This is a genomic window from Nostoc sp. (assembly GCF_036917755.1).
GTDB lineage: Bacteria > Cyanobacteriota > Cyanobacteriia > Cyanobacteriales > Nostocaceae > Nostoc.
On record NZ_JBALFC010000096.1, the window covers coordinates 16,316 to 30,305 of the forward strand.

At 43.0% G+C, this 13,990-nt stretch carries 14 protein-coding genes and 1 pseudogene; 10 read left to right on the forward strand and 5 right to left on the reverse strand.

Features of this window, described 5'->3' with window-relative positions:
• Nucleotides 1-240 precede the first annotated feature (240 nt).
• From V7L05_RS20650 to V7L05_RS20665, 4 genes are all read left to right on the forward strand, one after another.
• Nucleotides 241-597 carry a transposase gene (locus V7L05_RS20650; protein WP_335163334.1) on the forward strand — a complete coding sequence of 119 codons (357 nt, stop codon included), beginning with the start codon at nt 241-243 and terminating at the stop codon, nt 595-597.
• A gap of 44 nt (nt 598-641) precedes the next feature.
• Nucleotides 642-821, forward strand: a complete 180-nt coding sequence (locus V7L05_RS20655; protein WP_335166749.1) for a hypothetical protein — start codon at nt 642-644, stop codon at nt 819-821.
• Nucleotides 822-906: 85 nt separating this feature from the next.
• Nucleotides 907-1,143: an IS5/IS1182 family transposase gene (locus V7L05_RS20660; RefSeq protein WP_335166730.1), complete on the forward strand. Its 237-nt coding sequence runs from the start codon at nt 907-909 to the stop codon at nt 1,141-1,143.
• Between the two features lie 118 nt (nt 1,144-1,261).
• On the forward strand, nt 1,262-2,602 hold the full coding sequence (locus V7L05_RS20665; RefSeq protein ID WP_335166732.1) for a transposase: 1,341 nt from the start codon (nt 1,262-1,264) through the stop codon (nt 2,600-2,602).
• Between the two features lie 227 nt (nt 2,603-2,829).
• Here the strand turns inward: V7L05_RS20665 and tnpA are convergent.
• From tnpA to V7L05_RS20685, 4 genes and pseudogenes are all read right to left on the reverse strand, one after another.
• A pseudogene (gene tnpA / locus V7L05_RS20670) lies at nt 2,830-3,275 on the reverse strand (IS200/IS605 family transposase).
• A gap of 24 nt (nt 3,276-3,299) precedes the next feature.
• A complete protein-coding gene (locus V7L05_RS20675; protein WP_335166734.1) occupies nt 3,300-3,524 on the reverse strand; it encodes a hypothetical protein in 225 nt (74 codons plus the stop codon).
• Nucleotides 3,515-3,814, reverse strand: a complete 300-nt coding sequence (locus V7L05_RS20680; RefSeq protein WP_335166735.1) for a hypothetical protein — start codon at nt 3,812-3,814, stop codon at nt 3,515-3,517. The genes V7L05_RS20675 and V7L05_RS20680 overlap by 10 nt, the downstream gene beginning before the upstream one ends.
• 292 nt (nt 3,815-4,106) lie before the next feature.
• A complete protein-coding gene (locus tag V7L05_RS20685) occupies nt 4,107-4,385 on the reverse strand; it encodes a hypothetical protein (protein ID WP_335166737.1) in 279 nt (92 codons plus the stop codon).
• Nucleotides 4,386-4,546: 161 nt separating this feature from the next.
• Here V7L05_RS20685 and V7L05_RS20690 point away from each other — a divergent pair, with 161 nt between their 5' ends.
• The 6 genes from V7L05_RS20690 (at nt 4,547) to V7L05_RS20715 (ending at nt 11,909) form a co-directional block, all read left to right on the forward strand.
• Nucleotides 4,547-4,747 (forward strand): helix-turn-helix domain-containing protein, encoded by a 201-nt coding sequence (locus V7L05_RS20690; RefSeq protein ID WP_335166738.1) that lies wholly within the window; start codon nt 4,547-4,549, stop codon nt 4,745-4,747.
• Nucleotides 4,748-4,749: 2 nt separating this feature from the next.
• Entirely contained in the window at nt 4,750-5,958 is a 1,209-nt protein-coding gene (locus V7L05_RS20695; protein WP_335166740.1) for an RNA-guided endonuclease InsQ/TnpB family protein, read from the forward strand.
• Between the two features lie 296 nt (nt 5,959-6,254).
• Nucleotides 6,255-7,019, forward strand: a complete 765-nt coding sequence (locus tag V7L05_RS20700; RefSeq protein WP_335166751.1) for a DUF502 domain-containing protein — start codon at nt 6,255-6,257, stop codon at nt 7,017-7,019.
• A gap of 122 nt (nt 7,020-7,141) precedes the next feature.
• Complete coding sequence (gene nusB / locus V7L05_RS20705; RefSeq protein WP_335166742.1) at nt 7,142-7,783, forward strand: transcription antitermination factor NusB; 642 nt, start codon at nt 7,142-7,144, stop codon at nt 7,781-7,783.
• Between the two features lie 187 nt (nt 7,784-7,970).
• Nucleotides 7,971-9,635, forward strand: coding sequence for a signal recognition particle-docking protein FtsY (gene ftsY / locus V7L05_RS20710; protein WP_335166743.1), 1,665 nt, complete (start codon nt 7,971-7,973; stop codon nt 9,633-9,635).
• An 885-nt stretch (nt 9,636-10,520) separates the two neighbouring features.
• A complete protein-coding gene (locus tag V7L05_RS20715; protein WP_335166744.1) occupies nt 10,521-11,909 on the forward strand; it encodes a PP2C family protein-serine/threonine phosphatase in 1,389 nt (462 codons plus the stop codon).
• 571 nt (nt 11,910-12,480) lie between these two features.
• Here the strand turns inward: V7L05_RS20715 and V7L05_RS20720 are convergent.
• On the reverse strand, nt 12,481-13,764 hold the full coding sequence (locus V7L05_RS20720) for an ankyrin repeat domain-containing protein (RefSeq protein WP_335166746.1): 1,284 nt from the start codon (nt 13,762-13,764) through the stop codon (nt 12,481-12,483).
• Nucleotides 13,765-13,990 lie beyond the last annotated feature (226 nt).

The following is a 13,990-nucleotide window of genomic DNA, read 5'->3' on the forward strand; positions in this document are numbered from 1 at the left end:
TCAAAAGCAGCGATCGCCTCTGGTGGGCGGGTATGCGATCATAAAATCATAACTTAGAACCCAAGAGTCATTATTAGGGTAGCACTCCTGTGCTACCCTATTGCGTGTTAAATCTAATACGAGAAGCACTGAAAATTGAAAGCCATAGATCCCTGACTTCTTGGAAAAGTCGGGGATGTTGTTTCTGATGATTTAGAACTGCCATCCATCCATCTATATATAGAACCCATTTGACATCTTATGAGGTTTTGGATTAAGGTACTCCTCAGCATCTACAATCCAATGCTAATGGCGTATTCCAGCAACCTCACTGATACAGAATGGGAAATTTTTGAACCCTTATTGCAAGATATCTTACCGACTAAGAAGCAGACTAGACCGACCAACTGGACAAAGCGAGAAATATTCAATGGAATTCTCTATCAACTGAAAAATGGGTGCAATTGGCAAGACTTACCCAAGGATTTTCCTCCTTATTCCACCGTCTATTGGCACTACAAACAGTGGCGAGCAGCTGGGGTATTTGAGGAACTGATGAGTGTCTTACATGTCCAAGTGCGTGAACAGGTTAAAAAAAACCGTACTGGACGACGTTAATTATCATTGACTCACAAGCGGTGAAAAATACCTGCAATGCCAGTGTGGAGTCGAAAGGTTTTTGTTTCTACAAAGCCACCAACGGTATTAAAAGGCATCTGGCTATTGACACCCTTGGGTTTCCCTTCTTTACACACTGCACTCGAGCCAATGTCTCGGATGATGCCGGATTAAAAGAGAAGTTTACTCTCAACATCGACTATTTCAAGTCAAAACAAGAGTGATATTCCCAAGATCACCATCCTGCTAGATCATGGATATCACCCAGAATATTTGACTCAGGAGTTAGAGCGGATTTACCCAGAGATCATGACCAAAATCCAGTTTCAACTTTCTACGAAACCCTCAAAACAAGAGAAAGCAGCACAAGGAAAATCTGGATTTGTTCCGGCAATAGCCAGATGGGTGATCGAACGCTCCAATGCTTGGATGGAGCGTTGTAAAATTCTGGTTAAGAACTTTGAACGAACCCTCGCTAGTGCCACTGCCAAACTCAACCTCTGCTTCATCAGGTTAATGATTAAGAGGCTTGCAGTCCCTTCCTAAGATGTCAAATGGGTTCTATAATCAATACCTTAGCCAAAAAAAGAGTATGAAGAGATAGGGCTGATGTAGTAGAGTTATTGTCTCTCACAACGACAACTCAAAAACTACTCTTCAGCCCATGCCTGATATCCTATCACTGTTACAATGCCTGCTACCGGAGATCAACGCTACAACTATGCGGCAATTGAACCACATAATCATCGCCATCTTAGCAATGAGCGGCCGAGTCACGATGTTGGGAATCTCCCGTTGGGCAGGCATTGGCGGTAGTTATCGGACGGTGATGAGATTCTTTCATACAGTCATACCCTGGGCGACAGTATTCTGGGTATTTTTTCGTCGGCATTTGTTTTGCCCAAATGATGTCTATCTGTTGGCAGGAGATGAGGTAGTAATAACCAAAGCTGGCAAAGAAACACATGGGTTAGATAAGTTCTTTTCAAGTCTATTGAGCAAACCTATATCGGGACTATCTTTTTTCACATTATCATTAGTAAGTGTTGAGCAAAGGCACTCATTTCCAATTCAGATAGAACAGGTAATAAAGAGCGATGTAGAAAAAAGTCTTGTATCGCCAAGTCCAAAAATAAAACCCAAAGAAAAACGCGGACGTGGAAGACCAAAAGGAAGTAAAAACAAAAACAAAACGGAAGTAATTTTCACATCTGAATTACTCCGAATCAAGAAGATGATTAACGAGCTATTCAAGTTAATAGCTAATTTTATCCCCCTCACATACTTAGTCTTAGATGGTCACTTTGGAAACAATAATGCCTTGCAGATGGCTCGACAGGTTAACTTGCATATAATTTCCAAGTTACGCCACGATTCAGCATTATACATACCTTACCAAAATTCTGACCCCAATCATCGTTCCCGTCGTAAATACGGTGATAGGTTTGATTGGTGTAATATTCCCCAAGTATATTCGCGCCAAAGTAGTATTGATGACGATATTCTTACCTGTACTTATCAAGCTACTTTACTGCACAAAGAATTTTCCCAGCCTCTGAATGTAGTTATTTTGGTTAAAACTAGTCTGAAAACCAATGCTCACAGTCACGTAATTCTATTTTCTAGTGACCTAAATTTATCATACGAAAAAATAATTGACTACTACAAACTGCGCTTTCAAATTGAGTTCAACTTTCGTGATGCCAAGCAATTCTGGGGATTGGAAGATTTTATGAACCTGGGTCAAACTGCCGTGACTAATGCTGCTAATCTTTCTTTTTTTATGGTTAACTTATCCCATTATCTTCTAGCTCAGTTTCGTCAAGATAATCCCGGCTCTGGCATTGTTGATCTTAAGGCTTACTGTCGTGGTTTTCGATATGTTCGTGAAATGTTAAAAATGCTTCCTGATCAGCCTGAGCCTATTTTATTGGCTCAGATTTTTGCCAAGCTTACCTCTCTAGGTCGTATTCACAATGTTTCTACAGCCGTTGAACCCTCGTAAATTGGCTAAGGTATTGATAATAAATTAATATTTTTAACGGAACATTTTCATAAAAGTCGCTCCTGCTCAACTAACCAGATAAAATCATTCCTCAATTTACCTGGCCGTGCTTTCGCAATCATCACCAAATTTTGATTGAGCTATTTCCGACAGCAGCCCCACGCCGTCCCGAAGGGCGGCGATGGGAAGAATGGCGGGGCGATGACGAACACACCCCCGAATCAATGTCAGCCGCTAGGCTGACGGGATGAGTGGGGTGGGTGAGGAATCGCCAATTTGTCTTGGGCGCAACTCGCGGAATCTTGGTTTTGCACGTATTGTTTTAGAACTTCGACAGTCACCCCACCGCACGAGGCGACAAAGTAAGCACTATTCCAGAACACGGGTTTACCCCAATAGACGCGCCTAATCTCCATCAAAAACTCTTTGCGAATCATAAGACTAGTGTAGGATTTTAAGGCGTTGACAAACTTTGACAGTTGCATCTGGGGATAGTACCGGAATAACAGGTGAACATGGTCACTTTCGCCGTTGAATTCAATCACTTCACAACCCCATTTCTGGGATATGTGATTGATTAATTCACCCAATCGGGTCAGTATCGCAGGTGTGATAACTTTCCGGCGATACTTGTAGTCAAGACCAAATGTGCTTTTAAATCAGAGATAGACAAGCGCCGTTGATTTGTAACCCATTTTTAGTTTGTAGAGTGAATTTCGTTTGTGGCTTTCTCTAGGTGTCCTACAACTTCTTCAAGTCTTGGCTGTTCATTCGCCCAATTAGCAAGGGCGGATAACAAATCCTCGAAGGTGTAACCCTGTGAAAACAGAACTGGCATGAATTCGTTAACAAACTTTGTTAGTCCTTCACGGCGACAATCTTCTAATCCGTGGCGAATTCCAGCAAGTGATTCTAAATCCATTGTTCCGCTTCCAGTTGTTCTTTTAATGCTGCTAATCTGGACTCGTAAAGGCCAATGTTGACTAGAATTTCTTTGCGTGATTCTGGTGTTGGAAGTTCAATTTGGCTTTCTTTGTAAATCTCAACATAATCAGAATATTCATCCAATAGTACAGTGTAACTCCAGCCTTGCCCCAATTCATAAGCTCTCTGTGTACCAGGGGGATGATATTCTAATCCCGTGATTTCGCCTTGCTTTACCCGTTGACCAAAGTGGTATTTGGGCGGTGTCCAACTGTTAGGAATTTTCATTTACTATCCTCTGTTTTACTCAATGACAATGAAGCTTTTATTAAAAAGCAAACCGCGTCTGTAGAATCGGTATTCATGTAGGCGTAGTTTGTTAGCCCGTCTACAATTTCATTCAGTGCAAAGCCTTGGATTTCTAGAGACGAAACAAATTGATTTACAAGGTCACGCACGTAATTTTCTCTGCACTCCTTCAGGGATATTTCAAGAGCAACTGATAGTTCCATAGTTTTTAACGACTACAAAGCAGGAAAGAGACGCATTATTGCGTCTCTGGATGATGGGAAAATTTGATTTATGCTGTAAGAATGGCGTTTATCGCTTGTCCGTCAGTTGCCCACGATGCGCGTTGTGTGGTGCAACAGGGCTGGGATATCCAGCAACCTTCTAAGCTCTGGTAGAATGTGCCAAGTAGGTTAATCCCCTTTTCGCCACCCCAAACGCGGTAGAGCTTGCCGAATACATCATCGGTAGAGTCAATTTCGTAGTATGCGGATTGCTCTGATTGCTCGGTGATGTGATTGTCTAATTCGGCTTGGGTTACGGATTGAATGTCGAGTGTTGCTAATGTCATAATAGAAATCTCCATGAATATGTGGATAGAGAAGCGCTTTAGATTCGCAGTCAGGGCGCTTTCTCTGTATCTCTATACTACTATCTTCTTAGTAGTAATGTCAATATAGCAATATAAACAAAATTACAGTATTATGGGTATAGTATTATTAAGGAATGCCCATGAAGAATCGAGTCAAAGGCTTCTTGGAGGCCAGAAATTTATCTGCTTACCAGTTCATTAAAGACACTGGTATTGCTCCTGCTACTGGTTATAAACTAGCTAAAAAACCTGAATACCTGCCCTCTATTCGTGTTTTAGAAGTTATTTGTGATACCTACAAGGTTCAGCCTGGCGACATTGTGGAATGGGTGGGAGAGTAGAGATGCGAATTGCTTACCAGTACCGACTAAGACCAACATCGCAACAGATAGCCACCTTTGAAAACTGGCTAGAATTGTGTCGCCGTCAATATAACTACAGGTTGGGAGAACGGTTTAACTGGTGGGAAAATAATCGCTGTGATATTAACCGATGCTCTATTATTTCTTGCGGTATCGCACCACTTAAGGACAAACCTGATTACTATAGTCAGAAGCGCGATTTAACTAACAGTAAAGCTTTGTTCCCGGAATACAAAGAGCTACCCTCCCATACGCTACAGGACGTAATAGCACGGGTTGAAAAAACTTTTGAACGTTGGTTAAAAGGTGATAGCAATGGCAAGCGTTCTGGTCGCCCACGGTTCAAAGGTAAAGGGCGTTATCATTCATTGGCGTTTCCCGACCCAATCAAATCAGAACACCTAACGGGTAAGTTTATTCAGTTACCCAAAATTGGTAAGATAAAGATGATTTTGCACCGTCCAATTCCCGACGGGTTCAAAATCAAAGTTGCGACGATTACCCGTAAAGCTGACGGCTATTACATTAGTCTTAGTCTGGAAGACGTAACTGTACCGAATATTGAACCTGATATCATCCCCACATCTGACAACACTGTGGGCGTTGATATGGGATTGAAATCATTCTTGGTAACGAGTGACAACCAAGAAATAGAAATTCCCCAACATTACCGCAAAAGCGAGAAGAAACTGAAGCGGCTGCAACGTCATTTATCTCGAAAACACAAGGGGTCAAATCGCCGCAAGAAAGCTATTAAACGTGTTGCGAAAACTCATTTAAAAGTTGCCAATCAGCGTAAAGATTTTCACTATAAAACTGTAATATGGCTATTAGCTAAAGCTCTTGTTATCGCCCATGAAAACTTAAATATCAAAGGGCTAGCAAAATCAATGCTTGCCAAGTCTGTGAACGACGCTGGGTGGGGTCAATTTCTGCAAATTCTGAACACCAAGGCTGCAAGTGCTGGGTGTTTGGTAGTAGGAGTGAACCCCAACGGCACAAGTCAAGAATGTTCTGATTGTGGGGCGACAGTCTCTAAGACACTTGCTGACCGATGGCACAGTTGCCAGTGTGGTGCTAGTTATTGCCGTGACCACAACGCAGCGCGAAATATAAAATACAGGGCGGAGGGTCATCCCGTCCTTTCAAAAGCTAGGGAAATGTCCAACCCATTAGGGGGAGTCACCTAGAAGCCCCCGCCGTCCCGAAGGGCGGCGCGGGGAGTATGTCACCGCGGTAGATTAGTAATACTTAAGAGACTTGCAACAATCATTTACAAGTCTTATAAAGAAAAGTAACATCCTCTGAGAATAACCAGTCGCCATCGGATTGGTTGATGTCTATGTGTATGCTGTCGGAAAATAGCTGATTTCCAGCAACAAGTACGTGTTTTTGCGGCAGCAGCCAAGGTGCTAGCGTTTTGGACAGTTACTTGCGGCAGAAGTTGCCAAAGTTAAAGTCTTCGGAATTTGACGAATCTGCTGGTATGGATACCAATAACAAAAGTTCCTCTAGCTTAAAACAGGAGAATCGGGGCTTGGTAATCGATCGCCTAAAACAGGACTTCAAAAACGACCTGATTGCTGGTTTATTGGTAGTGATTCCCCTAGCAACCACTATCTGGCTGACAATTACCATTGCTACTTGGGTAATCAACTTCCTCACCCAAATTCCCAAACAACTGAATCCCTTTGATGGGTTAAACCCAATTTTAGTAAATATACTGAATTTATTAGTAGGATTGGCTGTACCACTACTAAGTATATTGTTGATGGGCTTGATGGCTCGCAATATTGCTGGGCGGTGGTTGTTAGATTTTGGTGAGCGATTATTACACGCAATTCCTTTAGCAGGACAGGTATATAAAACCCTCAAACAGCTTTTAGAAACAATCCTAAAAGATTCTAATGGCAAGTTTCGCCGTGTAATTTTGGTAGAGTATCCCCGGCGAGGAATTTGGGCGATCGCCTTTGTGACTGGTGCAATCAGCAGTGATATCCAATCCCAGATGTCTCGTCCCGTGCTAAGTGTTTTTATCCCCACCACTCCGAATCCAACTACCGGATGGTACGCAGTCGTTCCTGAAGACGAGGTGGTGAACCTTTCCATGTCCATTGAAGACGCCTTTAAAATAGTTGTATCAGGTGGGATTGTCGCCCCCAATACGCCCTTGGTTTTCGCCAAAGAGTCCACACTGGAAGTGAAACACGACGAAATCAAGCAGCAGGTTATTCCCGTTGAAGAAACTTAAAATCAATCTGGCAAAGTCACAAGCAAATGCGTAATGTTGTTGTTTTACTGTGCCAAAGTTGATACAATTACAAGTTTGTCCCGCCTAGTTAATCAGTTCTCGCACAATCACCCCTCAGTTTTATGCAACCTCGGAAACCCCAGCAAATTGCTCGTGAATTGGCGCTTTTAAGCCTTAGCCAATTGCCAGTCAATCCAAAGAAATTAGATAAATTGGAAGACGATCAACTAGTATCCAAGTTGGTGCTAGGAGCAGTACGCACCCTAACTTCAGAAGTGCAAGATACCCTCGATAATGCCGCAGGTGAACTGCAACGCAGTAACGATCGCCTCTTAAGTAGCCAAACTCGGGCTTCCGACATCAATACTGCTAGAACAATGCTGCAAGAAGCGATCGCCTGCACCCAGACAGCAATCAATCAGTTGGGTACCGCAGTTGATTTCCCAGTATTGATTCAGTTAGCTAATCAGGATAAGGGAGTCCGTAATTACGCAAAAGAGCTTGTGATTACCGTCAACGAAAATCGACACATTATAGATGAACTCCTTTCTAGCGCCTTAGTAGATTGGCAAGTAACTCGCCTCGCTCAAATTGACCGCGATATCCTGCAAATTGCTGTGGCAGAAATGAAGTTCTTAGGAGTTCCAGACAGTATCGCCATCAACGAAGCTGTGGAACTAGCCAAACGCTACAGTGGGGACGATGGTCATCGGTTTATTAACGGTGTTTTGCGCCGAGTCAGTGACCAGAAAAAGAGTGCGTAGTTTTTTATACTTATTTTTCCAGGTCAGGAGGATGAGGGGGATGAGGGGGATGAGGGGGATGAGGGAGATGAGGGGATGAAGAAAGTGTTTTCACAATGCCCAATGCCCAATGTCCAATGCCCAATGTCCAATGCCCCAAGTTAAATTAAACTTATAACTCATAACTTATATAACCAATACTGCTGCAATGGTTTTTAATTGGTTCCGTCGTCAATATAACGATTCCTCTGATACTCCCTCTGAAAAGAAGCAGGAAGAAACTCCTCCTGCACAAGAACCCCAACCAGAGCCAGCCGAAACGTCAACACCAACTACTGAAATTGCACCAGACACAACGGCAGATTTGTTGGCGTTTGCTAAAGCTGCCTACAAAAATATTCAGCAAAAACAACAAGCTGAGGTAGTAGAAACCCCGCCTAATTCAGCAGATACCTCAGCACCATTAGCACAACCTGAAACTCCAGAAACGGCAATTGCCCAAATCGCCGAGCCAGAAGCAACTGAGGAACCTGTTAGTACAACCGTAGAAACTGCACAGCCAGAAGTTATCCAAGCTGCTACTGAGTCAGAAATTACAGAAGATTCCTCAGTGGCAGCAATTGCTGATCAGCCAGATATCAAAAGCCCAGAACTAACCACAAGTGAAGCTGAACCAATACCCACCGAACCACTAGCTACGCCAGAGGCCGCACAGCCAACAGCACTATCTTTCTTAGAACGGGCGGCGGCAGAACGGCAAGCCAAGCTGGAACAACTAGTAGCCACCGCGATTGAAGTTCCAGAAGCGGAGGTAGTACAGCCAGTAGCTGTAACCTCAGAGACAGGAGAGGAAATTCCTGGACTGGTATTTGATGATGGGTTTGTCTGGTCGGCGAGAGTCTTAGCAGCTCAAGGTAGAAGTCCAGAAGATGTTTCTATTGAAGAAATTACCTGGCTGAAAAAGCTTCGGCAAGGGTTAGACAAAACTCGTCGTAGTATTCTCAACCAACTCAAAGCGATCGTTGGTCAAGGACCGCTTAACCTTGCTGCTGTGACGGAAATTGAGGCATTGCTCCTGCAAGCTGATGTGGGTGTCGAGGCCACAGACTTTATTATCAATGCCCTACAGAAAAAACTTCGAGAAGAAGTCACCGCACCTGAAGAAGCGATCGCTTACCTGAAAAAAATCCTCCGGGATATGTTGGATGCACCGAGCAAAACATCCCATAAAACTACCTTTACCCCAGAAAAAGAAACCTTAAACATTTGGTTAATCACCGGGGTGAATGGTGCCGGAAAAACCACCACCATCGGCAAAATTGCCCACTTGGGACAAAAATCTGGCTATAAATGCTTGATTGGGGCAGCAGATACCTTCCGCGCCGCCGCCGTGGAACAGGTGAAGGTTTGGGGTAGTAGAAGTGGTGTGGAAGTAATTGCCAATCCGGGAAAGAATACAGATCCGGCAGCAGTTGTGTTTGATGCGATCGCAGCCGCTCAAGCGCGTCAAACCGAATTACTTCTGATAGATACAGCTGGGCGACTGCAAAACAAGAAAAATTTAATGGACGAGCTCGGTAAAATCCGGCGAATTATCGACAAAAAAGCCCCAAATGCCAAAGTAGAATCTCTTTTAGTTCTAGATGCCACTTTAGGTCAAAATGGACTGCGGCAAGCTGAAGTTTTCTCTCAAGCTGCCCAACTGAGTGGCGTTGTCTTAACCAAGCTGGATGGCACCGCCAAAGGCGGCGTTGCCCTTGCTGTTGTGCAGCAGCTAGGTTTACCCATTCGCTTTATTGGTGCTGGCGAAGGAATTGAAGACCTACGCCCCTTTTCCAGCTATGAGTTTGTCGAGGCTCTCTTGAGTGGCTAGTTGAAAAATTTGGAGTTAAAAAATTTTCTTGACAAGCTGATAAATTTAGGGATGACTAAATCTGGTATTATCACTTGAACTAACTAGTACACTGTGGCGGAATTCAAAATTCACTCATTCAAAATTCAAACAGGTATACAGCGTAAGCGTTTCATTGATTTTGAATTGGTGTTTTATTTAGGCCGTGTTGTACTAGAAACAAAATACTGGAAACATCTCAAGCCCTAAAACCATGAGTTTGTCCCAATAAACCTGACTCAAAAGATAGGCTTAACTCACTTTTGTCTCGTTTCAATGGGTTTAAGTTTTGCATCTTCAGCAACTCAAAATTCGTAAAACGAGAAATTCAAAATGGAAAAGCTTAATTTTGGCCATTATCCCGACAATTATGATATACAAATTAAGTATTTGAAGACTTATTTACATATTCTCAGGTTTGGGAATGAGTGTAAGTCTATTTTTTAGCAAACCAAGCTCGATTTGGGCGCTTCTAGAGGTTTTCACTCAAAATACTTCTAGTCTCCTAGTTGCCTCTGCCCAAACAGTCACTCTGAAAACGTTAGGAATTATTCTTTGAATAGAGTATTTTTCTAACTTTAGAGATATGCTTTGGGAATTAAGTTATGAAAAAATGAAAAGCTTTCTTAACTATCACCGAAACTAGTAATTTTTACGGGTTGGATTTGGACTAAAAATACATGATTTGAAATTACGAATATTCCATCAGAAATACAATAAGCAAATAAAATACTTATAAAATTTGCCTGTTACGTCTTTATACTCTTGCTAAAATCACAAGTATTGTCTAAATATGGTTTAGCAATGCCAAAGCCAAAAGATTTATAAGTAATCTAAAATCTACCAATATAAAGTGCAATAGTACCTGTGCCTGTGTCTCAACTGCCCTCTCAACCCACTGAAAACAATAGTAGTGCCGCGACGGATGTCACACCAGTCGTGGCACTCAAAGAACTCGTGGCAAGGTTGCACCGGGAACAGAACAAAATTCAAGATTTGCTAAGTTCTTTAGGATTTGCCCTGAGAAGTTTCAATAATTTGAATCAGTTTTTGGAACTGATCCCGCTGATGGCAACAAGAGTGACAGATGCAGACGGTAGCGCCCTGTTTCTCTACAAACATGGTCAAGTCAGGTTAGAGCAGTTACATTGGCAAGATAGTCGTCAGCGAAAAAATATCCGCAAAGCGCTAGAAATAGCCAGCAGTCAAATTACGCTTATACCCAATAGTGCCCCTCTAGCGAATGCCACAGGGATTTTGGATGACCAGATGCATCACTATTTGGGGCCAGATGTGCAAATCTTTGGTACGGCGATTCTGGTGAAGCATACAGAACGGGGATGGCTCTATGTTTTGAGCCGCGATCCAGAATATAGTTGGACAGAAACTAGGCAAAAGTTAGTTAGGTTAGTAGCAGACCAAACAGCAGTAGCGATCGAAAACGATGAACTAGCTGTAGAACTAAGAAAAAAAGAACGCCTAGATCAAGAACTAGAAATTGGCGCAGAAATTCAACGGCGACTTCTGCCACGTCAATGCCCCATAATCCCTGGTGTAGTCCTGGCGGCACGTTGTAAACCTGCCAATCGCGTCGGCGGAGACTACTACGACTTTATTGCTACCAATCACAATAAGATTCAGCCCAAGACTAAAGACAGCACGGAAACTAGTCGCTGGGGTTTGGTTATTGGAGATGTCATGGGCAAAGGTGTCCCGGCTGGGCTAATTATGACGATGATGCGGGGAATGCTACGGGGAGAAGTGTTACATGGTAATTCCCCAGCCGGAATTCTACAAAACTTAAATAGAGTTATGTATGCGGATTTGGAAAATTCCCACCGCTTTGTAACGCTATTTTACTCAGAATATAATCCCTACAGCCGAATTTTGTCTTATAGCAATGCGGCACACAATCCTCCTTTGTGGTGGCACGCAGCTACGAAAACTGTCAGCCGTTTAGATACTCTAGGAATGTTAATCGGTTTAGATGCTAACAGCCAATATGAAGATGCCCAGGTACAGTTAGAGTCTGGGGATACAATTATTTACTATACAGATGGCTTGACTGATGCTGCTGCCGCAGGTGGCGATCGCTTCGATGAAGAGAATTTTGTCACTGGCTTCAATACGGCTTGTAAGTACTGCAATGGACCAGAAGAGATTGTGGATTACCTATTTGACCAAGTTCAACAATTCATCGGTGCTGATAAGCAAAACACTGATGATATGACACTAGTTGTTCTGCAAATTTTATAGTCATTAGACACTTTTGCTTGGTCAAGTCATGAGTCAATGCTTAAACTTATGGTGATAGGGGATTCACCAGAGTGATTAAATTTTTGATTTATTTTTTCTTTGACTTTCCGTAGCGATCGCCCAAATAGTCTCACATCAACCTTTTTTGGTGACTTGTTTATATTTAGCTTTTAGGATGATACATAAAAAATGATCCTTAGAATACTTTTCTCTTCAAGTAAAAATTATATATTTTGCACATCTAGCACAGTAGGAAACGCCAAGGGGGAGACTAGGTAAAAGGTAAAAGGTACAAGGTAAAAAGTCAAAGGTAAATTTACTTGTTCATTTTTGCTTTATTTCTATCCTTGTGACGCAAGCATTTAGCCTACTCCGTTTTGGCGTTTTAATTTTTCCTTTCTCCGCCGTAGCAAGTTCACAACAGCTACGACGGAGTTTTGCTTTCTTTGTTTCTCACGTCCAGATTTAGTTTTTTTTAAACTTATTGGTATTTAAGTCAATAACCTTGATTTAATGATTTGTCAAGATATTTATGAAAATATTTTAGATGAATAATCCAGATGGCTATTGGCTATTCTTGCGCCCCAGCTTTTTGGAGACTCCGCACGACATTCTTATAATCATTAAATTCTGCAATCATCAAAGCAGTATAACCACCCCGGTTTTTTAAATTCACATCTGCCCCAGATTGGAGTAATAACTGCACAATTTCGTCATAACCTGCTGAGGCAGCCCACATCAATGATGTCGCCCTAGCGGAGTCTTGAAAATTCACATCTGCCCCCTTTGCCAGCAGTAAATGTATAATCTCTGTGTGCTTGCGTTCGGTTGCCTTGAGCAAAGCAGTTTTGCCATCATCCCCCGGAGTGTTGGCATCAGCACCATAGTCTAGCAATACTTTCACTGTTTGGGTGTGTCCTTGTGATGCAGCCAACGTTAAAGGTAGTTCACCAAGGTTTTTCCCATTAATATCTCCCCCAGAATGCAGCAATGCCTCGACAATTTGGCTGTGTCCCTGCAACGCTGCTACAAGCAGTGGTGTATCACCCAGATTGTTTTTAATATGGACATCTGCACCCCTGTTAAGTAACGCTTGCACTACATCAATGTAGCCTTCCACAACGGCAAGATGTAGGGCAGTTTCACCATCTTGGTCTTGGAGATTAATCTCGGCACCTCGATCTAGTAAAGCTGCTGCGATCGCACTGTGTCCAGCTGCTGCTGCTACCGATAGGGCAGTTGCACCATCGGCGTTTTTCACATTCACATCAGCCCCTACTGCCAGTAGTGCTTCCACAATCTCTAGATATCCCAAGTCTGCTGCTAGCATTAAGAGTGTCTCATCCTCCTCATCTGGGATATTCACATCGACACCAGCTTGGAGAATTGCTTGTAGAACTTCTATTTTTCCCTGCTTAACGGCGAGTTTCAACGCAGTATCATCATCTTTGTCTGCGATATTAACTTGGGCACCAGCAGCCAATAAAACTCGCACTACATCGATATGACCTTTGAGTACTGCTGCCATTAAAGCTGTGCTGCCATCTTCATTAGTGGCATTGACATCAGCACCTCTAGATAATAAAAGCTGCACAATGTCAAGCTGTTTGGCGCTAGCCGCCAACATCAAAGCCGTCAAACCATAGAGTTTTCTGGATAAGTTGATATCTGCCCCAGCATCCAGCAGCGATCGCCCAATTTCGGTGTAGCCGAAATTGGCAGCAAACATTAACGCCGTCGTGCCTTGGCGATCGCACGCGTCCACCCGCGCACCAGCAGCCAGTAGCGCACACAGCCCCTTGATATCGCCACTTTTAGCAGCTTTTAACAGCAAAGTATCGTTGTTTTCAGTCATGGATCAGATCCCACACAGGGGGTTTTGTTCGTCTAACCTCAAAATTTAGCTTAAACGAAAACAAGCCCCACATCCGACCCAGGGCTATTTCATTCTCATCTAGTCCGCCTCAGAATGAATTCTGAGTCTAATAAGCTGTTGTACCTTTAATTTGCATAAAATGGAAATTGGATAAGTATTGGATCTACTGCCATGCCAGCTAGAGGTTTTCTCACACAGGGTCAAC